Annotated in this window: 29 protein-coding genes, 1 tRNA gene and 1 pseudogene; 12 read left to right on the forward strand and 19 right to left on the reverse strand. The window is 71.4% G+C overall.

Going from position 1 to position 18,947, the window contains the following annotated elements; genetic code table 11:
* Positions 1–245: 245 nt before the first annotated feature.
* Positions 246–320, forward strand: a tRNA-Leu gene (locus tag FMEAI12_RS13840).
* Between the two features lie 355 nt (positions 321–675).
* Positions 676–1,473 (forward strand): Bax inhibitor-1/YccA family protein, encoded by a 798-nt coding sequence (locus FMEAI12_RS13845; RefSeq protein WP_112106339.1) that lies wholly within the window; start codon positions 676–678, stop codon positions 1,471–1,473.
* Positions 1,474–1,545: 72 nt separating this feature from the next.
* Here FMEAI12_RS13845 and FMEAI12_RS13850 read toward each other — a convergent pair whose 3' ends face one another.
* Complete coding sequence (locus tag FMEAI12_RS13850) at positions 1,546–1,953, reverse strand: PPOX class F420-dependent oxidoreductase (RefSeq protein ID WP_112106340.1); 408 nt, start codon at positions 1,951–1,953, stop codon at positions 1,546–1,548.
* Positions 1,954–2,072: 119 nt separating this feature from the next.
* Positions 2,073–2,300 carry a DUF4287 domain-containing protein gene (locus FMEAI12_RS13855; protein ID WP_020458465.1) on the reverse strand — a complete coding sequence of 76 codons (228 nt, stop codon included), beginning with the start codon at positions 2,298–2,300 and terminating at the stop codon, positions 2,073–2,075.
* Between the two features lie 109 nt (positions 2,301–2,409).
* On the opposite strand from FMEAI12_RS13855, the gene FMEAI12_RS13860 reads away from it, so the two are divergent.
* Complete coding sequence (locus FMEAI12_RS13860; protein WP_112106341.1) at positions 2,410–2,796, forward strand: hypothetical protein; 387 nt, start codon at positions 2,410–2,412, stop codon at positions 2,794–2,796.
* An 88-nt stretch (positions 2,797–2,884) separates the two neighbouring features.
* Here the strand turns inward: FMEAI12_RS13860 and FMEAI12_RS13865 are convergent, their stop codons facing one another.
* Both FMEAI12_RS13865 and FMEAI12_RS13870 read right to left on the reverse strand, forming a co-directional pair.
* Complete coding sequence (locus FMEAI12_RS13865) at positions 2,885–4,000, reverse strand: SGNH family hydrolase (protein ID WP_235013984.1); 1,116 nt, start codon at positions 3,998–4,000, stop codon at positions 2,885–2,887.
* 417 nt (positions 4,001–4,417) lie between these two features.
* The gene (locus FMEAI12_RS13870) at positions 4,418–4,630 is read right to left on the reverse strand and encodes a hypothetical protein (protein ID WP_112106343.1); all 213 of its coding nucleotides are present in this window, start codon (positions 4,628–4,630) and stop codon (positions 4,418–4,420) included.
* 168 nt (positions 4,631–4,798) lie between these two features.
* Here FMEAI12_RS13870 and FMEAI12_RS13875 point away from each other — a divergent pair, with 168 nt between their 5' ends.
* From FMEAI12_RS13875 to FMEAI12_RS39895, 5 genes and pseudogenes are all read left to right on the forward strand, one after another.
* Complete coding sequence (locus tag FMEAI12_RS13875; protein WP_146776697.1) at positions 4,799–5,203, forward strand: hypothetical protein; 405 nt, start codon at positions 4,799–4,801, stop codon at positions 5,201–5,203.
* On the forward strand, positions 5,200–5,580 hold the full coding sequence (locus FMEAI12_RS13880) for a hypothetical protein (protein WP_112106345.1): 381 nt from the start codon (positions 5,200–5,202) through the stop codon (positions 5,578–5,580). Before FMEAI12_RS13875 ends, FMEAI12_RS13880 begins: the two co-directional genes overlap by 4 nt.
* A complete protein-coding gene (locus tag FMEAI12_RS13885) occupies positions 5,577–5,828 on the forward strand; it encodes a hypothetical protein (RefSeq protein WP_112106346.1) in 252 nt (83 codons plus the stop codon). Before FMEAI12_RS13880 ends, FMEAI12_RS13885 begins: the two co-directional genes overlap by 4 nt.
* Positions 5,825–6,199: a hypothetical protein gene (locus tag FMEAI12_RS13890; protein WP_112106347.1), complete on the forward strand. Its 375-nt coding sequence runs from the start codon at positions 5,825–5,827 to the stop codon at positions 6,197–6,199. Before FMEAI12_RS13885 ends, FMEAI12_RS13890 begins: the two co-directional genes overlap by 4 nt.
* 56 nt (positions 6,200–6,255) lie before the next feature.
* Positions 6,256–6,396: pseudogene (locus FMEAI12_RS39895) on the forward strand (HNH endonuclease); the annotation flags it as partial.
* Between the two features lie 842 nt (positions 6,397–7,238).
* Here FMEAI12_RS39895 and FMEAI12_RS13900 read toward each other — a convergent pair.
* A complete protein-coding gene (locus tag FMEAI12_RS13900; RefSeq protein ID WP_235013985.1) occupies positions 7,239–7,415 on the reverse strand; it encodes a hypothetical protein in 177 nt (58 codons plus the stop codon).
* A 221-nt stretch (positions 7,416–7,636) separates the two neighbouring features.
* Here FMEAI12_RS13900 and FMEAI12_RS13905 point away from each other — a divergent pair, with 221 nt between their 5' ends.
* Both FMEAI12_RS13905 and FMEAI12_RS13910 read left to right on the forward strand, forming a co-directional pair.
* A complete protein-coding gene (locus tag FMEAI12_RS13905) occupies positions 7,637–7,888 on the forward strand; it encodes a hypothetical protein (RefSeq protein ID WP_112106350.1) in 252 nt (83 codons plus the stop codon).
* Positions 7,885–8,103 carry a hypothetical protein gene (locus FMEAI12_RS13910; protein ID WP_112106351.1) on the forward strand — a complete coding sequence of 73 codons (219 nt, stop codon included), beginning with the start codon at positions 7,885–7,887 and terminating at the stop codon, positions 8,101–8,103. The genes FMEAI12_RS13905 and FMEAI12_RS13910 overlap by 4 nt, the downstream gene beginning before the upstream one ends.
* An 89-nt stretch (positions 8,104–8,192) precedes the next feature.
* On the opposite strand, the gene FMEAI12_RS36200 is transcribed toward FMEAI12_RS13910, so the two are convergent.
* The 13 genes from FMEAI12_RS36200 to FMEAI12_RS13965 form a co-directional block, all read right to left on the reverse strand.
* Positions 8,193–8,381 (reverse strand): hypothetical protein, encoded by a 189-nt coding sequence (locus FMEAI12_RS36200; RefSeq protein ID WP_146776698.1) that lies wholly within the window; start codon positions 8,379–8,381, stop codon positions 8,193–8,195.
* Positions 8,382–8,562: 181 nt separating this feature from the next.
* Positions 8,563–8,763 (reverse strand): hypothetical protein, encoded by a 201-nt coding sequence (locus FMEAI12_RS13915; protein ID WP_146776699.1) that lies wholly within the window; start codon positions 8,761–8,763, stop codon positions 8,563–8,565.
* Entirely contained in the window at positions 8,760–8,945 is a 186-nt protein-coding gene (locus FMEAI12_RS13920) for a hypothetical protein (RefSeq protein WP_112106353.1), read from the reverse strand. Before FMEAI12_RS13920 ends, FMEAI12_RS13915 begins: the two co-directional genes overlap by 4 nt.
* On the reverse strand, positions 8,942–9,169 hold the full coding sequence (locus tag FMEAI12_RS13925) for a hypothetical protein (protein ID WP_112106354.1): 228 nt from the start codon (positions 9,167–9,169) through the stop codon (positions 8,942–8,944). The genes FMEAI12_RS13920 and FMEAI12_RS13925 overlap by 4 nt, the downstream gene beginning before the upstream one ends.
* Positions 9,166–10,110 carry a hypothetical protein gene (locus tag FMEAI12_RS13930; protein WP_112106355.1) on the reverse strand — a complete coding sequence of 315 codons (945 nt, stop codon included), beginning with the start codon at positions 10,108–10,110 and terminating at the stop codon, positions 9,166–9,168. Before FMEAI12_RS13930 ends, FMEAI12_RS13925 begins: the two co-directional genes overlap by 4 nt.
* 23 nt (positions 10,111–10,133) lie before the next feature.
* Positions 10,134–10,616 carry a hypothetical protein gene (locus tag FMEAI12_RS13935; RefSeq protein WP_146776700.1) on the reverse strand — a complete coding sequence of 161 codons (483 nt, stop codon included), beginning with the start codon at positions 10,614–10,616 and terminating at the stop codon, positions 10,134–10,136.
* A gap of 625 nt (positions 10,617–11,241) precedes the next feature.
* The gene (locus FMEAI12_RS13940) at positions 11,242–11,466 is read right to left on the reverse strand and encodes a hypothetical protein (RefSeq protein WP_112106357.1); all 225 of its coding nucleotides are present in this window, start codon (positions 11,464–11,466) and stop codon (positions 11,242–11,244) included.
* Entirely contained in the window at positions 11,463–12,359 is an 897-nt protein-coding gene (locus tag FMEAI12_RS13945) for a ParB N-terminal domain-containing protein (RefSeq protein WP_160144273.1), read from the reverse strand. The genes FMEAI12_RS13940 and FMEAI12_RS13945 overlap by 4 nt, the downstream gene beginning before the upstream one ends.
* Positions 12,356–12,550: a hypothetical protein gene (locus FMEAI12_RS36615; RefSeq protein WP_160144274.1), complete on the reverse strand. Its 195-nt coding sequence runs from the start codon at positions 12,548–12,550 to the stop codon at positions 12,356–12,358. Before FMEAI12_RS36615 ends, FMEAI12_RS13945 begins: the two co-directional genes overlap by 4 nt.
* A complete protein-coding gene (locus tag FMEAI12_RS13950; RefSeq protein WP_112106359.1) occupies positions 12,547–13,092 on the reverse strand; it encodes a hypothetical protein in 546 nt (181 codons plus the stop codon). The genes FMEAI12_RS36615 and FMEAI12_RS13950 overlap by 4 nt, the downstream gene beginning before the upstream one ends.
* A complete protein-coding gene (locus FMEAI12_RS13955) occupies positions 13,089–14,435 on the reverse strand; it encodes a DUF3631 domain-containing protein (protein ID WP_235013986.1) in 1,347 nt (448 codons plus the stop codon). The genes FMEAI12_RS13950 and FMEAI12_RS13955 overlap by 4 nt, the downstream gene beginning before the upstream one ends.
* Complete coding sequence (locus FMEAI12_RS13960; RefSeq protein ID WP_146776702.1) at positions 14,432–14,797, reverse strand: hypothetical protein; 366 nt, start codon at positions 14,795–14,797, stop codon at positions 14,432–14,434. The genes FMEAI12_RS13955 and FMEAI12_RS13960 overlap by 4 nt, the downstream gene beginning before the upstream one ends.
* 170 nt (positions 14,798–14,967) lie before the next feature.
* Positions 14,968–15,198, reverse strand: coding sequence for a DNA-binding protein (locus FMEAI12_RS13965; RefSeq protein WP_112106361.1), 231 nt, complete (start codon positions 15,196–15,198; stop codon positions 14,968–14,970).
* A gap of 75 nt (positions 15,199–15,273) precedes the next feature.
* Here FMEAI12_RS13965 and FMEAI12_RS13970 point away from each other — a divergent pair, with 75 nt between their 5' ends.
* The gene (locus FMEAI12_RS13970; RefSeq protein WP_200835279.1) at positions 15,274–15,999 is read left to right on the forward strand and encodes a helix-turn-helix domain-containing protein; all 726 of its coding nucleotides are present in this window, start codon (positions 15,274–15,276) and stop codon (positions 15,997–15,999) included.
* A 323-nt stretch (positions 16,000–16,322) separates the two neighbouring features.
* A complete protein-coding gene (locus FMEAI12_RS13975) occupies positions 16,323–17,192 on the forward strand; it encodes a site-specific integrase (protein ID WP_146776703.1) in 870 nt (289 codons plus the stop codon).
* Positions 17,193–17,279: 87 nt separating this feature from the next.
* Here FMEAI12_RS13975 and FMEAI12_RS13980 read toward each other — a convergent pair whose 3' ends face one another.
* Entirely contained in the window at positions 17,280–18,887 is a 1,608-nt protein-coding gene (locus tag FMEAI12_RS13980; protein WP_112106364.1) for an MBOAT family protein, read from the reverse strand.
* Between the last annotated feature and the right edge of the window lie 60 nt (positions 18,888–18,947).

Consider the following 18,947-nt stretch of genomic DNA (forward strand, 5'->3'; position numbering starts at 1 on the left):
CCCTCGGGCCGGAGACCGGCCCGAGGGGGGCTGGGGGAGCGTCATGGGTGAGCCCGTGGCCGTCCCCGCCCCCTCCCGGATTCGAACCGTGGAGTGACCGCACGCCGCGGGAGAGCGGCGTCCGCGTCACGGTCGTCACAAAGAGTCACGAATTCGTCCGCGCCGGCCTCTCCGCACGACTTTTCCTGCGATGTGTCATTCCCAGACCCTACGTAGCGTGGTAGAAACATCAGCGATGTGAACGAGCCGGTGTATCCCAACAGGTAGAGGAGGCTGTCCTAAAAACAGCTCGAGTGTCGGTTCGACTCCGACCACCGGCACCCATCAATGTCGACCGCCGCGCCTCGTAATCCCCCATGGGGGATTACGAGGCGCGGCGGTCGACAGGCTCGTGATCAGTCTTGCCCCCCTTCGCCTGAAGGGCGCCTCCGTACGGTCTGATTCCCACTGGGACGCGCATTGCGTCCACTCCTGTCCCTTTCACCCCTTCTGTTGCTGATCGATGGGCGAGGCCCCCGGGCTGCGCCACCCGGCGATCGGCTGATCGTCTCCGGCCTGCCGACGGGATCACGTTGCGCACCGGGTGCGGAACGGTCGTCATCCGGTGGCCGTTGTACTGTGCGATCGCGTGCGGCAGGTGGCCCGTCCGCGACTCGCTGGGGAGGTCCAGGCCCGATGGCAGAGCTGCGTTCATCCAACCCGGCGTTCACCCGGTCGGGCTTCGGTCAGAGCCGTTCGCCGGTCCCGCCGGCCGGTCCCTGGCCGCAGGGCGGCCCTGCTCCGTGGCCGGGTGGCCCGCCGCCCACCCCGGTGCACGACAGGCTGACCTTCGACGACGTCGTCATGCACACGCTCGGCGTGTTCGCGGTGATGCTGGTCGGCGCGGGTATCGGCTGGTACCTCTCGCCCGACTCGCCGGGCATCGCGCTCGGGGCCGGTGTCGCGGCGCTCGCGCTGAGCTTCGTCATCTCGCTCCGCAGCCGGATCAGCCCGCCGCTCGTGGTGGTCTTCGCCGTGCTGGAGGGCCTGCTCGTCGGCGGGGTCTCGCGGTTCTACGAGTCCGCGTTCTCGGGCATCGTGCTCCAGGCGCTGCTCGGCACCGCGCTGGTGTTCATCGCCATGCTGGTCGCCTACCGCAGCCGGCGGCTCCGAGCCACCCCCCGTATGGCGCGGATCGTCACGGGCGCTCTACTGGGCGTGGTGCTGCTCGGCGTCACCGACCTCGTCATCAGGGCCGTGTCCGGCAGTCACCTGCCCGTGATCAACGACGCGTCGCCGCTGGGCATCCTGTTCAGCATCGCGGTGCTCGCGGTGGCCAGCCTGCAGTTCATCCTCGACTTCGACTACATCGAGCGGGCGGTCGCCTCCGGCGCGCCTCGCGAGGAGGCCTGGCGGGCCGCGTTCGGTCTGCTGATCGGCTTCGTGTGGGTGTACCTGGAGCTGCTGCGCCTGCTCTCCAAGCTCCGCCAGTAGCCCCGTGCGCTCCGGCAGCAGCCCCGGCGGGCTTGGTCCCCGGCCCTCGGCCGCCGTACGCGGCAGAGGGCGTCAGCCGGAGCGGTCCGGGCCCGCGGTGGTCGGCGTGACCCTGATCAGGCAGCGCTGCTCGCGCACCATCGCGGCACGGTAGTCATCCCAGTCCGGGTGCTCCCCCGAGATCTGGCGGTAGTAGGCGACCAGCCCGTCAAGGGCGTCGGGTAGCCGGATGATCTCGGCCGTGCCGCTGATCTGCACCCACGGCCCGAAGAAGCCGTCGGGGAGCACACACAGGTGCACCCGCGGATCCCGTTCGATGTTCGTGACCTTCAGCGCGGTGACGCGGGTGCTGATCACCAGCGTGTCGCCCTCCACGCCGACCAGCACGGGAGACAGCTGCGGGGTGCCGTCACGGCGGGTGGTACCCAGGACGGCACGATGATGCTCCAGGACGAAGGCCCGGGCGGCGGCGAGATCCACGCCGCCATTCTGGTCCAGCGAGCCCGCGCCCGCCGGACAGCCCCGCCGGACCGATCCTGCCGGCGGTCGGGCCGGGCCGGCAGCCCGGCCCGCGCCCGGCCGCCGGCCGGGATCATCGATCAGACGCGGATCGCGCGCCGACGCAGGTCGGCTTCGTGCACCACGGCCGCCGCGTACCGGTGCGGCAGGCTGTGCGCGTCCCGCAGCCAGCCCACTCGTTCCGAGAAGCGCAGCAGCCCGGGCCCGTCGTGCAGGCGGGCGAGCCAGTGCCCGACGTCGTGTCCGGTCGCCTTCGGCATGCGGTCGATGAGTCCCTGGTGGATCTGCGGGGAGCGGTACTGCGACATGCGCGCCTCCAGAGGTTGAACCCGACGTCAACGGACCATGAAGCGAGCGTGCCTCATACCACACGTCTGAGCAAGACCCGGGAGTGCCATCGTCGGGTATCCTGCCCGGATGTCGGATTCGGTCCGCGAGCTGTCCCGGCAGACGAACCTCCTGCTCTCCCGCGCGCGGAGCTGGACGGGCTCCTCCTGGGACGTGCGGATCCCCACCGGGGAGACGCGCGCCGCCCGGCTCCGCACGCTGATCGACGAGCTGGCCATGCTCGGCCGGCAGGCCGGCAGCGGCGCTCCGCTCGGCGTCCGCCCGCCGCGGGTGGCGGATCACGCCCTGCCCGACCAGCTCATCGTCCTCGCGGACGACTTCCTCGACGCCGTCACCTCGGCCGACCGGTCCGCCGCGCCGGGCCGGAAGGCCGATCTGATGGGCCGCGCGCTCACCGCGGTGAGCACCGCCCGCAATGATCTCGACGGCCCGGGTTTCGGCTTCCGGCCGCGCTGACCCCGGCGCCGCCGACCCCGGCCGTGCCTGGTCCCGGCTGTGCTGGTTCCGGTCTGCTGGTCCCGGCCGTGCGTTGTGGTGCCCGGTGTCAGCTCAGGTGCCAGTCTCCGCTGAGTGTGTGCAGGACCGGGCCCGCTGCCAGCCGTGCGCCGTCGAGGGTCAGGTGGACGCCGTCACGGGTGCGGATGAGCACCGAGTGGCCGCCGCCGTCCGTCAGATAGTCGGTGTAGGCGCCGCCGTTCGACAGGGTCGGCCGCAGGTCCAGGAAGCGCGCCCCGGGAACCCGGTCGGCGGCCGCACGGGTCGCCTCGTTCATCCGTGTGAAGTACCCGTTCAGTGTGGTCGAGCGGGCGGGAGGCAGGCCGAGCCAGTACACCCGGCGGGTTCCGCCGTCCGACCAGATGCGCATCAGCACGATCGCCCGGCGGCGGTACTCGGCCTCCCACTGCGGTGAGCCGGCCGGGAGGATCGTGCCGTCCGGCTGGGTGATGCCCTGGCCGTCGTTGCCGCCCATCGCCACCACCACCGCCTCGGGGTCGCGCTCGGCGACCTGGTGACGGGCGTGGGTGGCCCAGTCGAAGAAGTCCGGGCGGACGAGGCCGGTGCCGAATCGGGTGTCGGTCTCGGCGCGGATCGCCGGCGGTGCCGTCTTTGTGATCGTCGGTCCCAGCGACTCGGTCAACGAGTCACCCGTGACCAGCACTCGCAGCGGGTCGGCGGGGGTGGGGGTGCGCAGCGCGCCCGCCGCGTCGCCGTCCCGGCTTCGGTCTTTGACCTGGCCGGTTCCGGTGCCGGTGTTGGCGTTGGCATCGGGCTCGGCGAGCGCGGCCGCGGCGGCGAGCTCGGAGTCGTCGGCCTTGCCCACGGTCGGGTCGGGGTGCCCGAAGGCCTTCGTCAGCAGCCGGTCGGGCTGGTTGAGCCGCAGCGCCGAGGTGACCTCGTCCAACGGACGGGCCACGCCCAGCACCAGGTCCCGGGTGGTGCCGGGCGGCATCCCCTCACCGGCGTGCACCATCGCGGCCGAGCGCAGGACCGCCAGCAGGGCCAGGCAGGCCACGACGAACAGCAGCGCCCGCCGGGCCGACACGGCCGGCGTGGCGGGCTCCGCGGGCGTGGCCGGCTTCGCGCGCGGGGAGGGAGGGGGAGCCGTGGGGGGCGCCGCCGGAGCGGTCGGCGCGCTCGGTGACCTGGCCTCCGGCGTCATCGGACGGGTCCGTGGAGCCAATACGCCGGGCTGCGCCGGTGCACCGGGCGCGGCCGGTCGCCATCCCGGCGGGGAGCCGGCGCGGTTGGCGCCGATGCCGCGGGCTCGTCGCGCTGCGTCATGGCCTCCCCCGAGACTGTCGAGTTCTATGTGCTCAGGTGGTTACCTTAAGTGATGATCATTGTCGGTGCAGGCCGTGCGCCTGGTGCGTCCGATGTGCGGCGTGCGGGGTGCGGCAGGCGGATGACGCGCGGGCGCGGGCTTCGTCAGAACCGGAAGTAGGTAGGGCGGTCATCGACTGTCGTCAGCGGTCGTTACCTATTGTCATCTGTGCAGGTCATGGCACATCTCGATCAACGCTGGTTGTCGCCGGTGATCGCCTCTAGCCGGCTCTCACGTGTCCACGATGTGTCCTGATCATGGTCGGAGTCCGCGGGTGACCGCCCGGACCGTAGGCACGGAGACGCCGGCCGCGTCCGCCAGCTCGGCGAGAGTGTGTTCACGGAGCGCGCGCACGTCCCGGATGCCCTCGTCGCGCGCTGCTCGCGCAGCGTCGAGCGCCTTCTCTGTCGACCGGACGTCTTCGCCCAGCCTGCGGAGGTCGTCCAGGGTCTTTGCCTTCTTCGCCATGGCGGCGAGCGTATCGAGGTAGCGCGCTATCCCGGTATCGCGTTGTCCCGATGTTGGCTAGACCGATATCGCGATATCGGTCTATCGTCTGACTCGTAGGCGGTCCCGGCCGGAGCTTCCCTCTCCGTACCGGGACCTCGGACACGAGACCCATGGAGGTCCCGAACCGTGCTGTCCACGATCCCATCTCTCGCCGTGGCGGTCATCGCCGCGGCGCTGTCCGTCCTCACCCCGCCCCGGCTCACCCCGACCGAACGCGCCAGGCTGGTGATCAGGCACGCCTACCGCGCCGGCACCGGCGAGCCGGTCACCCGCGCGGATGTCCTCGACGAGTTGCTCGCCGAGCGCCCGCCCAGCCCGATGACCGGAACTGAACTCCGGTCATCCGTCAGCCCGGACGTCACCCCCGATCCGACCCCCGACGCGCCCGTCACCTTCGCCGCGGCGGCCGTCCGGCTCGGCGTCTCCGTGGCCACGGCCAAGCGGTACGCCGCGCCCTCCAGCGGCAAGCTCGTCAGGCAGGGTGACGGCGTCACCCGGGCGTCCCTCGAGGCCGTGGCGGCGACCCGATGAACCCGCTGATCCCCGCCGCCGACCTCGAACCGACCGCCGAGCAGACCGCCCGCGCCCGCCGCGACTTCGCCGCCTGCGCCGACTACACCGAGACCCACGCCGAGCTATCCATCTCCACCGTGCACGTCGAGGCCCTCGCCGTCGCACTCGCCGCCGGCGACATGCGCGTCGTGACGGCGCGGGTTCGGGAGATGCTCGCCGTGCGGCGTGCCTACGTCGAGCGGCGCACCGAACTGGCGGCGGCGGCGGCCGACGAGGCTGGGTCTCTGCCGCGGTCCCGGGTTCCGGGTGCGACGTGGGCGGCCTGGCGGCGGTCCACCGTCACACCCGGCGTCGAGGGTGACCCGTCCGACGGCGCCGCTGGTGGTGCCGAGTGAGCGTCAGCGACTTCGGGATCACCGAGCGATTCGAGATGGCGCGGCTGCTGTCCAGCCTGGCCGCGATGACGGTCACCGTCGACGACTCCCGCGCCGAACCGGACATGCTCACCGACATGGCCGCCGTCGAGCTGCTCCCGCTGGTCCGCCAGCTCGACCGGGCGGTCCGGGACCACGCCCGCGCCGACTACGAGCAGGCCGTCGCCTACGCCCTGCTGTCCGATCTCAACCTTGGAGGGTCCCTGTGAGCGCGTGGAAGCCGAGCCCGACGCAGCGCCGGATGGACACGGCATGGATGCTCGCGGACATCACCCGGGCGTTGCTCGGACCGACGGAGTACGAGGAGATTTCCGACGGCAGCGTGGAGCTGCTGTCGCGACTGACGTCGGTGTTGATGGGCGTCCTCGACGCCTGCGGTGACCGTGATGACCGGGCGGTGTGGGCGGCGCAGGGGACGCCGGAGCAGGCGCCGGACCGCGACCCGGACATCAGCGTGGTGGACGCCGAGTTGATCGTCGATGTGGCCGAGAAGATGTTCACCAGCGCGTTCCGGCGGCGCACCGCGGAGCAGCGTGCCGCGCGGGACCAGGCGGCCGAGCAGAAGCCGGCGGCGGCGTGAGCAGGAAGGGGCCGGGGGCGGGCGTCCGGGTGCAGATCCTCGCGGTCTGGGCAGGCCGGTGCGCCTACTGCGGCGGCGACGCCGACCACCTCGACCACGTCATCCCGCGCGCCCAGGGCGGCGCGCACCGCGGGGAGAACCGGCTACCGGCGTGCTCGCCGTGCGGGCAGGCGAAAGCGGACCGGTCGCTCGCCGAGTGGCTGGCGGACATCGCGGCCACGGGCAGCATCAAGGACAGGCCGGTGAGGTTGGCGTCCTGAGCATCACCGAGCGGCCCGCCTCCACAGCGGAGGCGGGCCGCTCTGCTGTCGTCCGAGCTGTCCTCTGTCCTGTCGTGTCGCCTGTCGCCTGCTGTCCTGTCGCCCCCGGAACCCCTGCTGGGAGGGGGTGGCGACAGCCCCGGACGACACGACAGGACAGGACAGGCGACAGCAGGCGCGACAGCGGCCAGCGGGGAGTCGTCCTCGGAGTCGCGAGTCGCGTCGTGTCGCGAGTCGCCTGCCAGGTCGGCGGGGGTGGCGACTGCCCCAGGGCGGGGCTGTGGGCGTGCCTGGCGGGGCGACGCGACTCACGACACGACTGGCGACTCTGGACGCGACTCCGTCCCTTGCGGCTGTCCTCGCGGCCCTCGAAAGCCTCGCGGGGGGCGCGAGAGATCCACATCGTCTCTGACCTGCGCCCTCGCGGCCTCGCGCCCACGGGGGATGCGGCTGGGGAGTCGCTACAGGGCCGAATCCGGGGGTGTCGGTACTGCCGACGCCCTGCCTCCCCGCCTCCCCCGTCGGCTGGTTCCGGCTGTGCCGCAGGGCATCGCGGGCGGGGGAGGTGATGGGGGAGATCTCCCCCGGTTGGGGAGGACTCCCCGGGGTCGGAGCGATCTTCGAGGAGGGTCGAAGATCGGGATAGCGTCCCGATCTTGTCGGCTCCGACAAGATCGCTATCGGGCGTCGCACCCGGATGTGCTGTGGCGTCGAGGATGTCGCGACGTCGCACCCTGCGGCCCCGGGGGTGAGAATGGCACCCCCGGGGCCTGTCTGGGTCAGCTCTCCCGCCACCCCTTGCGGTTCGCGTCCAACCACGCCTCGACCTCGGAGCGCAGCCACAGGCGGACCGTGCCGTCGCGGCTGATGAACCACGGCGCCGGGAACCGGAAGTGGGTCGTGATCGCGTACGCCCGATTGCGAGAGACGCCCAAGGTCGCGCGGATATCGCCCACGGTGATCAGCTCCGAGGGTGCCGGCCGCTCGGGTCGGTCGGGTGCGCTGTCCACAGGACCGGACTGTGGGCCCGGTGCGGTGACTGTGTGTTCTGCCTGTTGGCGTACGCACCTAGGCGCGCTAGCGTGATCGCTTGCACGCGCGCCGTACCGAACGCGCACATAGGAAGGCCCCGGTCGGTAGTCGACACCGCCGGGGCCCGAGCAGAGGAGAGCTGCCCGTGACCTCATCCTGCCCTGCGCCCGACCCGCTGTCGCCTGCCCCGACGCCGCCCCGGCCGCTGCGCGGCGAGCCAGGTACCCGCACCTGGGACAGCTACGTCGACGGCAGCGTCAGCCTCGACGCCGATCTCGGCATCACCTCCCGCCGCCTGGTGGACGTGCTGTGCCGCTACACGCGGGAGAGCGCGATCCTCACCTCCGCCGACGTCGTCGACGGCGTGCTACAGCTGACGTTCACCCGGCCGGCATGACCACCGCGCACCACCTCGACGCGGCCAGGCAGCGTGCCACCGCGGCGATGGCCCGGCACACCCCGGAGACGATGTACGGGTTGGTGGTGCCGGACTGGCGTGGCCGGCCGGTTCGGATCGTCGGCTGGTTTGGGTCCGAGCAGGCGGCGCAGGCGTGGGTGAGCACGCACGGGTTGACGGGGGTGCTGGTGTTGCCGTTCAGCCTGCCCCGGTAGGTGCCGGCACGGTCATCACGTGATGCTCGAGCGGCCCGTCTCTCTCGGGGGGAGACGGGCCGTGCGCGTTGCTGGGAGCGGGTGGCGCCTTACAGGGTGTTCTCGGCTTCGTACGCAGCATCCTCGGCTTCGCGTAGGCGCAGGAAGGCGTCGAGCTTGGCGTACTCCGGATCGTCGGGGCCGTAGGTCACCCGGGCGTCGCCGATCATCCTCGAGTTGGTGGCCTCGGCGCGGCGCATCGTGCTGATCCGTCCGTCCGGCAACCTGTAAGTGATCATCGGGTCAGGGTAGTGCGGAGTCCGGACGTGACAGCGACGTTACCGGCCCACCCTCACCTACCAGCCCACCCGGATTCGGCCGTCTACGGCCATCTCAGGGCGCCGTCTAAGGGGCCCAGGAACGCCACAGCCCGCCCGGACACCCGGGCGGGCTGGTGGGGCGGGTTGCTGGGATCGACGGTCAGGGGCGGCACCCGTACTCGGCGAGCCGGCGGCGGGTCAGTTCCGCCAACTCCACCTCGCCGTTCCTCTCGTAGATCGCGAGCATCTGGCGGTGGATCGTGACGCGGGTGTCCCACGACAACCAGCTCGGTTCCAGGTCGTCCTGCTCGCCGTCGCGGGCCCACCGGTCCAGCTCGGCGGCGGTCGCCGTGCGGGTCATGCCGCCGCCGGCCCGTCCCACTCGTCGGGCACCGGCGTGGTGCGGTAGCCGTGCTCGGTCAGAGTGGCGTTCGCGCGCTCGAGCAGGCCGCGGTCACGGTTCAACAGGGCGATCTCGATCTGGGCGAGCGCTCGAAGGACATACGGATGGTTGGCCTCGGCCGGGTTCTTCAGGTCGGTCACTTCTTCTCCTTCTTCGTTGGCCTGGCTTCCTGCCAGCCCAATGTCAGTGCGGCGAAAGTCCACAGCGCGCCGGCCGCCGCCAACGTCACCATCCGGCCAGCGAGCCACCCCACGGCGACGACGACCGCGGCGAGCACGGTCAGCAGCCCGCGGCCGACCTTCCGGCCGGCGGCAGCAGGGTCCAGCTCGGCGGCGCGGGCGGACACGGCGTCGATGGCGATCACGCGGCGGCCCGCCGCTCGACGCGGATCGGGCCCGGGGTGTACCGGGTCTCCATCCGCGCCCCGCCGGTGGCTCGCATCTCGGCGACGGCCTCGGCGAGGAGGCGGCGGTGCTCGTCGCGGGTGATGCCCGCGCTACGGCGGTAGCTGACCATGGCGGGGTCGTCGAGGTCGCGGTGCGGCCGACCCGGGTAGACCGACGGCACCAGCTCCCGGGGTTCGGCGGACCGGGCCGCGGGCACCCGACCGGCCTCGATCGCGTCCACCACGTCGAGCCCGATCATGTACGGCCCGTCATGCGCGGCCAACGCCTCGACGACCCGCTCGATCGCGCCGCGGTGCTCGGCGACGAGCGCGTCCGCCCGGCGGCGCAGGGCGTCCGGGATGGGCCCGCCGAGCGCCTCCCGGGCCTGGTCCTCGTCGCGGGCACAGCCGCGGCCGGCATCGGGGACGTCGGGCAGCAGCATCCGGGCGGCGGCGCCACCGGCGAGGCACTGCACCGCCAGATCCTCCGGGGGCACCTCGTCGTCGTAGTGCTCCGTGAGGGTCGCGCCGAAGCCGCCGATGCCGCGCAGCATGTCCGGGTCGGCGACGATGCCGGTCACGGTCATGCCGAGCACGTGCGCGACCACGGCGTGACCCGATTCATGGGCACGCATGATCGCGAGCTTCTGGTCGGCCTCCCGCTTCTGCTCGGCCGACCGCATCGCCTCGTCGATCACCCGGCGGACGAAAGCGTCGGCGTCGAACGGCTCCGGCTCGGCCGGGCGCTTCCACCTCGACGTCGCGCCGCGGACGAAACGGAGCTGGCCAGGATGGGCGCCCGCGGTCTGACGCGGGTAGCCGCCGGTCTCCAGCTCCACGCGGGAGCCACGGACGGCGGTCACGGTCCACTCGCGGGCACGGAAGAGAACCGAGTCGCCGGGGCTGGGTGCTGTGTGCATGGTGATCCTTTCGGTCGGGCGCGTCAGCGCCGCTTCTTCGTGGTCGTGGGGAACCAGGACGCGAGAGCGTCCGGGCAGGGCGTCCGGGCCGAGCCGTCCGGGTTGGTGGGCGCGTAGTCCGGCGTCCACTGCCGGCCGTGCCAGCACGTGACGTGGCCCGGACCGCAGGAACCGAGTACGGGCGCCAGCGGCGGCTCCGGGATGCGCGGGCTGGTGTACGCGCGGCCGTGGCTACGTGCCGCACCCTTGCGGGCGCCAGCGACAACGTTGCAGTGATCATGCGCGAGGCCGTTGTAGCCGGTCCGGTCGTCGGTGTGGTCGAGGTGGACGTCCTGCCCCTCGACGATGGGCCGGTGGCACCGGGTGCAGGTCGAGCCCACAGCGGCCGGGAGGAGCTTCTCCCTGGTCTTGCGGTGCTCGTGGCCGTAGCCGCGGCTGGTGGTCGTCGGGCCCGGCCGCATGCCGCGCCGAGCCTTGCAGTCCGGGCAGTACCAGGCACCAACCACGGTCCGAGGACACGTCCGGCACGTCCTAGTGATCGTCATCGCGGCACCCCCCTCTTGATCGTCTCGATCTGTGCGGGTCGTGATCAAAAAAATGAAAAGACTGGCGGGTCGTTTCATGATCGGGATTTGCGTCCCAGACCCACCCCCCGTCCCTCTCCGTGTCCGTCGCGCCGCCTTTCGTCACACTCGGCGACGGTCACGGCGAGCGGACCCCCGTCAGCGACCGTGCCCACCGGGGCGGCCTGGTCCTGCTCGCGTGGCATCGACGCATCGATCACGCGAACCATCGACGACGAGTCAGCGCGGTCGACACCAGCAGCCACGGCAGGGGGGTGGGTGGGGGTGGCACCGGCCGGCGGGCACCTCGGGTCCACCCACGGCGGCGTCGGTCGGATGTGCTCCCGGCGAGCCACGGGCCAGCACCGAAGGGGAACGAGCTGGGCGTCGCATCGCTCGGCCGTGGCGCAGAACCCGCACACCCACACCGACCGGACCACGGTCATGACCGACGGCCGGGCGGCACGTCCGAGTCGACCGCGGCAGCGCGGGCACACGTCCAGCTCACCGCCGCGCAGCTGCCGACGGATCAGGTAGGTCGCAGACGCTCGGCGCCGGCGGCGGGCGTTCACGCCGCACCTACCTCGACGGTGTGGTCCTCGCCGCCGTCGCCGCTGGCCAGGATCGCCGCGGCCAGGCCGGCGTACGCGGCCGGGACGCCCGACCCTCCCCCCTCGTTTCCGAGCGGAAGGTCGAGGGCCTCGGCGAGCAGGGCCAGGTCGTCGGCGTCGCGGGCGTGCCGGGCGACGGTCGCCAGCGCGCGGGCCCTGACCACCTCGTCGACACTGCTCACGGCGTCACCTGCTCGACGGCGAGCCGCGCACGCTCCCGCTCGCGGAGCTCTTCCACCTGGACGTGGATAACCGCGCGCTGGTCCTTGGTGAGGGACTGCCGGACGACGTTCATCGACACGATGAAGTCCAGGGTGTCTACCTCGTCGGCGTCGGCCGGCAGGGTGTCGAACACCGGGTCGACCGTCGCGATCTCGCACGCCAGGTATCGCTGCCGGCCGTCGACGATGGTCGTCTTGTCGTGGGTGAGCATGATCGGCTTGATCAGGCCAAGTCGCTTGATACTCGCCGCGAGATTGTGGAGTTCGTCGTCTGGCAGGTTCGGGAGCGCCGCGAGCATTGGATGCACCCGGTACGGCCCGCACATCGGCGCAGGACGCTGGGACAGGTCCTCCGCTTCGGCCGCTAGGCCGTCCATCCTGCGCTGGGTGGCGCGTACATCGTCGAGCCACTCCCGCGCTTCCTGCGGGCCCATGTCGGTCGGCCCCGGGGTGGAAGGATTTACCACTCCGTTGATCTCTCGGCGGACCGCGGCGACGGTCGGATGACTCGCACCGACGAGACGGGCGATGGCCCGATCACTGCGGCCTGAGTCCCGTTCCAACTCCCGGCGGATGAGGTCCCGGCGCTGTGCCTGCGTCACGTGCCGGCGGGCGAGGTTCAGCCGTAGGGAGTGCTCGTGCTTCTCCGCCTCAGAGAGCCCGGTGCGGACGACGGTCGGTGGGGTGATGCCCAGCTCGACGCAGGCCCGGTGTCGGTGGTGGCCGTCGAGGATGGCGCCGTTCTCGTCGACCTCGACGGGCACGAGCACGCCGCGGGTGGCGATGTCCGCCCGGAGCGCCTCGTACTCGTCGCCGGACAGCGGCGGCATGGACTGGTAGGGCTCGTTCGTCATGCTGCGTTCCTCTCGGCCTCGTCGGACACCGGCGCGTCGAGCAGCGCGCCGTGGTGCTGGCCTCCACATCGACAGGTGCACCCGCGCGGGTGGCTGACTGCGAGCAGGCACAGCGGGGTGCAGCGGGCGGCGTCGAGCAGGTGCCGCGCGCTCGGCGCGGGCACGGTCGGCGGCATGGTCGTGGTGGTCATGAGGTGGCCTCGGGTGTGACGTCGGGTCGGCACTCGTGGCAGAGGCCGAACATGAAGGTGAGCGGGCCCAACGCGACCGAACACGGGTAGACCCCACGCTCGCGCTCGATGTGCCCGCACCGGTCGCAGGTGCGGTCCCGGTCGCCGGCGAGGCGGAACAGGAAGCCGCAGCAGGCGGCGCACGCGATGACCCCCGGGCGCCACGCGGCGGCGTACACCGGTTGGGGTCGCGCCGGGTCGGGTGCGTGCTGGCAGGTCGTCGCGCGTCTCGCAGAGAAGGTCACGAGCGCCTCGACGACTCCGAACCGGATCCACTCCGGGATCTCGTCGGCCGCCGCCCGCCGGTACAGGGCGCCGTGCTCGGCGGCGTACTGCTGCATCCGCCCCTCGACGGCGACCGCGGCGGCGTCCGCCTGGTCCAGCATCCCGGGCGCGACGGTGTCGATGTGGCCGCGGATGGCGACCAGGTCGGCCGCCGTAAGGGCCGCGAGGAGGTCGGAGAGCGCGACCGCGGCCGGTCCGATCTCGGCGCTTGTGGTCACGCTGCGTCTCCTTCGTGGTCGGCCCACGGGTACGGGGGTGGCTCTTCCAGGTCCCACCCGTCAGGCGTGGGCAGGGGGGTCGAAACACCCGCAACACCCGCAACATCGCTGGTCACGGGCCCGGAGGGTGAAACGTGGGGTGCAACGGGTGCAACAGGGCTGGTCGGGTGTTGCACCCCCTGTTGCGGATGGGGTGCAACGCTCTGACCTGCGGAAACGTCGCCTGTTTCGGGTGTTGCGGCTGTTTCGGGTAGGTAGCGTGACCACGCATCGGCGAAGTCACTCCGCTCATAGCCGCGCGGCGTGGACGAACCGATCCGGATCGTCTTCGGTCGCACTCCGTAAGGCTTGAGCCGAGCCGAGAGCCCGGTAGCGTCGATCGCCTTCCCGCGGCCGTCGACGTCGTTCCACGGGCCTTCCTCGAGCCCACGCAGCCGCGCCACAACCTCCGCGGTCGGCATCCGCAGGTTCGGCCCGAACACCGTGCGCAGGTCGGCCAGGAGCCGGATGCCGTCGCTACCGGTGTCGGTGTCCACGGCTTTGGTCAGCGCCTTCGCGGCATCCCGGGCCCGCTTCGGCCACGTCCCGCCCGCGGCGTCCGCGATCGCGATCAACGGTTCCCAGGTGTCGGCGGCCCGGTCCTCCAACGGCATGTCCGGCTCGGCCTTCTCGAGCGCCTCGAGGCGCTCGCGCACCCACTCGGCCACCCGCTCCCGGGTGACCTCGAGCAACGGCCCGTCGCGACGAGTCCGGAACGGCGAGACCTTCTCGCCGGCGGCACGGCGACGCATCCGGATGACCACGGCCCGGTCCATCACCGTGTCCGGCAGGTCCCCGATGGAGGCAAGGCAGGCCATCGCAAACGTGGGCAGCTTCTCCAGCGCGCGGGCCGTGATGTCCCACCGGATCATCGGACGGTCGCGCTGGTGACCGGCGTTGAGGATGCCGCGCAGGTCCTCGTTCTGCTCGGCCACCTTCTTGCTACCGAAGATCGTGTCCGCCTCGTCGACGATCAGCGTCGGCGGATCGTCCGACAGCGACCGGACCACCGCGGCGATGGTGGCGTTCACCGTGATCAGCGGCTCGTGACAGGTGCCCCCGACGATGTCGAGTAGCCGGGACTTCCCGCACCGCTTCTCCGGCGAGATGACGGCGAGCCGCGGCGCGTGCTCCCACGCGGGTTGCCCGTGCGTGGCCGCGTCCCACAGCGTCACCGCGTCCGCGGCCTCCGGGCTCGGGAACACCACGTAGCGCACCAGCAGGGCGTGCAGCTTGTCGAGGACCCGCGCGCCGTCGTCGTCTTCCGGCGGCGGCGGCAGGTCGTCCAGCGGCGGCAGGGTCACGCGACGCCTTCTCTCTGGACCGGGCCAACCCGGTCACCTGGCCGTGGCTGGTGAGCGAGCCGGCGGCGCTCGTCGAGCGGCAGGCCGATGTCACCGCCGGCCGCGCGGGCCCGGTCGACGCGTTCGATGCCGTCGAGCGTGCGGCGCCACATGTCCTCGAATTCGGCGGTAGCGGCCTGGCGCTCGCCGGCGAACTCCGCCCCGATCCGAGCGCGGATCCACTCCGGCGACGTCTCCAGCCGCCACGCCTCGGCGGCGACCAGAACGGCCGCCATCCGGCGCGGGTCATCGGCGGCCAGCGCGAGCCACTCCGCCGATCCGTACCGCGGGATCCGACCGGACTCCCGCCCGGTGTCGATCACGCTCCGGGCCCATCGGCCGACGGAGTCGACACCCATCACCCGGGCGTACTCGGCACGGGTCCACCTCAGTCCGACCCGCGCGTTACTCTGAACGCGAGAAGGCCCGTCGCCCGGTTGCTGACTCTGAACGCGGCCCCCGCCAGGGCCGCGTTCGTCGTTGTAGGGACTCATCAGGCGGCGGCCATCTCCGACCCGCGGGACAGGCCGAGCAGGTCGAGCAGGTGCGCCACCGGCACCACGTAGTGGCGGCTCACCTTGATCACCGGCACCGGGAAGGTGCCTTCCTTCGCCCTGCGGTACCCGACCGTGTAGCCCATCCCGAGGATGTCGCAGGCGGTCCGGAGGTCGGTTCGGGTACCCAGATCCCGGATCTCGCCCTCGTGCCACGTCTTCTTCACCACGCCCCACCTCTTCGTCCGATCGTCGTGTGACGGTCGAATGCTCGCTCATCGACCGAACGATGGCGAACGTAACCGATGGATGGTGTGTTCGGCAAGCGAGCAAGCGACGTGCGACTATCGACCCATGCGAACGGGCGACAGATGGCAACAGGCGACATGACCGAGGAAGTTCGACCCCCCGCACCGGACTGGGGGCCCGTCACTGCCCTGGGCGCCGTCGGCCATGTGATGGGGGAGAACCTTCGGCGCATCCGGTCGGAGCGGGGACTCACCCAACACGAGGTTGCACGGATGTGTCAGCAGGTCGGCCTGAACTGGACCCGCGTCCGAGTCGCCGCGCTTGAGCGCGGTGACCGCGAGACCGTCGACGTGGGGACCCTGCTCCTTCTGGCTGACGCGCTAGACGTCTCGCCAGGGGCGCTCTTCGCTGGCGCGGGCGGGGTCTACCTGTCCGCTACGGCGCTGCAGTCGCGGGAAGGCGTCCAGCGCATCCTTTCGGGCGCGGCCCGGCGGGAGCTGCCGCCGGAAGACCGACGGCAGATGGTCCCAGCCGAGAGCGGCGAGTCGCGCGGCTCGGCTGTCGACGCGGATGCGGCCCTCGCCGGCCGACTCGGCGTCACAGCCCGGCAGGTCGTAGATGCCGCATCGGCGATCTGGGGGCGGTCGCTCACGGAAGAGCGCGATGCCCGAGTCTCCGCCCTGGGCGACATGCCTCCTGGCGAGCGTCAGGCCCACCGCGGCCACATCACGCGAGAGCTGGCACAGGAGATCGAAGGGCGCATTGGGGGCGCGGCCAGGTGAAGGGCTCGCGGCATCGGGAGTGTCCGTGCGACGACCCGAAGGACTGCCGTCGGAAGGACTCGACGAACCACCCCGTCCGGTACGTCGTCCGGTACGAGAAGCCGGCCGGCCCGGACGGGCAGCGTCGCCAGGGCAAGAAGCGGTTCCGGACGGCCGACGAAGCGGACACCTTCCTCGCTGGCCAGGTCACCGCGGTCGCCCAGGGCACGTACGTCGACCCGTCCCGGGATGTCCTGTCCACGTACCTCCGCGCATGGCTGAAGCGGAAGGCCCGGACGCTTCGACCCGGCACCATCGCGGACTACGCGTGGCGACTCGAGACGATGGTGATCCCGCACATCGGCAGTGTGCGTCTGGGCGATGTCCGGATCGCCCACTTAGATCACATGTTCGACGAGATTGCGGAAGACGAGGCCCACGACGTCGGCCCGACGTCGCTGCACTCGATCCTGGCCGTCCTGTCGAGCGCGCTCGGCGAGGCCGAAGAGCGCGAGCAGATCGCGCGGAACCCGTGCCGGCATTACGGCAAGCGGCACCTACCTCCGAAGAGCACGCCGAAGGTCAAGCCGTGGACACCGGCGCAGACATCCGCGTTCCTGGCGGCGGTCGCGGGGGAGCGGGACGCGCTGCTGTGGCGCCTGTACGCGGTGCTCGGACTCCGGCGTGGTGAGGGCATCGGCCTGCGCTGGTCAGACGTCGACCTCGACGCGGGCCGGCTCGCCGTCCGCCAGGCCGTCACGCTCGCCGGCGGCAAGGTGGTGGTCGGCAAGCCCAAGACGAAAGCGGGCGAAGATCGGGTAGCCGTCCTCGACGCCGGGACCATCGCCGGACTCAAGGCGCACCGGAAGGCACAGGCGGCCGAGCGGCTGAAGGCCGGTTCGGTCTACGAGGACAACGGATTGATCTTCTGCGACGAGATCGGGCGCATGATCAAACCCCCCGCCGTGTCCCACCGGTTCCGCCAGCTGGCGGCGGCGGCCGGCCTGCCGCGGGTCAGGCTTCACGACTTGCGCCACGGCGCCGTGTCGATGCTGATCGCAGTCGGGATCCCGCTGCCGGTCGTGTCCAAGCTCGTCGGCCACGCATCGACCAAGACGACCGGCGACCTGTACGGCCACCTCGTCGAGGGGACCGCCGTAGCCGCGGCCGATGCCGTGGCCGCGCTGCTGTCGGGCACGTCCGCCGTTTCTTGATCGGCGCGTTCGTGTCCAATCCGTGTCCATGGACCCGATGATCGTCATCGACATAGGCCCTGACCTGCACAGCAGCATGATCGTTACTTAGAACCGGAAATAGATGAACGGCGCGACGTCCTGTTGGCCGACGAAGGTGTAGATGACCAGCAGGAACGCGACCACCATGATGATCTGCACGGTCAGTGGGCGGGCGGCGAAGGCCTGCTGTGCCCGGATCCACCAGAGCCGGGGGACGGCGGCCGTGCCGAGGCCGATCGCTATGGCGACCAGCACGGTGTTCGTCACCAGGGGCGATGGTCCGCCGGCGGTGAGCAGGCGATGGAAGATCTCGCCGGCTGTCGCGAGGTCGGGTGACCGGAACAGCACCCAGGCCGCGCAGACGAAGTGGAACACAACGAGACGTCCGAGCCAGGCCTGTGACGTGTGCCGCCGGCCGTGCATCGGGACGGTGGCCGCGACCGGGGCGGCGCCGCCGACCGCGACGGCCGCGCCGGTGGGGCCCGACCGGTCCGCCAGGGCACCCACCGGCACCTCCAGGGACCGGGCCGGCGCGGGCACCATCGGCCTACCGACTCCACCGACCCCACCGCCGCCGACGTCACCGGTACCGCCGCCGCCGAATCCGTCCATTGGGCGCGGTCGGCCGTCGCGGCGGGCGCGCCAGGCGCGTTCGGCGGCGAGTCCGCCGCCGTGCAGGGCGCCCCAGACGACGAACGTCCACGCGGCGCCGTGCCAGAGTCCACCGAGGACCATGGTGATCATCAGGTTGACGTACGTCCGGCGGCGGCCCGCGCGGTTTCCGCCCAGCGGGAGGTAGACGTAGTCGCGCAGCCACCGGGACAGCGTCATGTGCCATCGGCGCCAGAAGTCCTGGAGGCTGGTGGCCGTGTAGGGGCGGTCGAAGTTGTCGGGGAAGCGGAAGCCGAGCAGCAGGGCCACGCCGATCGCGATGTCCGAGTAGGCGGAGAAGTCGCAGTAGATCTGTACGGCGTAGCCGTAGACCGCCACCGCGATCTCGCCGGAGGAGTGCTGTCCCGGTGCGTCGAAGACCGGGTCGACGATGCGGGTGGCGAGCAGGTCCGCGAGGACGACCTTCTTCACCAGTCCGCCCGCGATGAGGAAGACCGCCCTGGTCGCCTGTACCTGGCGCGGGTCCCGCGGCGCGGTGAGCTGGGGGGTGAACTCGCTGGCCCGCACGATCGGCCCGGCGACGAGGTGCGGGAAGAACGCCTCGTAGACGGCGAAGTCGATCAGTGACACCGGGCGGATGTCGCCCCGCCACACGTCGATCACGTAGGACAGCGCCTGGAACGTGAAGAACGAGATCCCGATCGGCAGCGCGACCTGCAGCAGCGGCAGCGGTGCGGGCAGCCCGACATCCTGCAGGGCCCGGTCGACGGACAGTGCGAAGAAACCGTAGTACTTGAACCAGCCCAGCAGTCCGAGGTCGCAGGCGATGGCGGCGATCAGGATTCGCCTGTCCCGGAAGCGGTGGATGGCGACCGCCGCGGCCTGGTTGATCAGGGTGGAGGCGACGATGAGCAGCACGAACCGGGCGTCCGCGTAGGCGTAGAAGAAGTAGGAGGCGCCCAGGATGAACGGTTTCCACAGCAGTGGGACCGGCATGAGCAGCCAGGAGACGGCCATGACGACCACCAGGAACGCGGCGAACTCGATCGTTGGGAATACCACGCGCAACCGCCCGGCGTCTGCTACGGAAAGAGTACGGTCAACTACTGAAAGTAGTTGATG

It is taken from the genome of Parafrankia sp. Ea1.12 (assembly GCF_900465275.1).
GTDB classification, from domain to species: Bacteria; Actinomycetota; Actinomycetes; order Frankiales; family Frankiaceae; genus Parafrankia; species Parafrankia soli.